Raw genomic sequence first — 320 nt, 5'->3', positions numbered from 1 at the left:
GCTGGAACAACCAGCGAGATGGCTCCCGGCTGACCATTTACATGCCTAAGCAAAGTGAACTCGACTTTGAAGGCGTGAGTGTCGATGTGAATGTCAGTGATTTCAGTGCCGGGGTGGCGGTAACCACAGTCAATGGAGACATTGAGGCGAACCAGCTCAGTGGTAAAGTTGAGCTGGAAACCGTGAACGGCGACATTGAAGGCAAAGAGTTATCGGGCAATATTCGCTATGAAACGGTCAATGGGGATATTGAAGACATGGCGTCCAGCGGCAAGCTGCGCTTTAACGCCGTTAATGGCGGCATTGAGAGCATGACTAAG

The 320-nt window shown here is 51.2% G+C and carries 1 protein-coding gene; it reads left to right on the top strand.

Annotated features, from left to right (window positions below):
• The coding region (locus CWC16_RS19585) for a DUF4097 family beta strand repeat-containing protein (RefSeq protein WP_171037712.1) at nt 1-320 on the top strand (320 nt) is incomplete at both ends.

The sequence above is a fragment of the Pseudoalteromonas sp. S3776 genome (genome assembly GCF_005886915.1).
Classification (GTDB): Bacteria; Pseudomonadota; Gammaproteobacteria; order Enterobacterales; family Alteromonadaceae; genus Pseudoalteromonas.
Note: the sequence above shows the minus strand (reverse complement) of the source record. Positions and strands in the feature narration are given on the sequence as shown.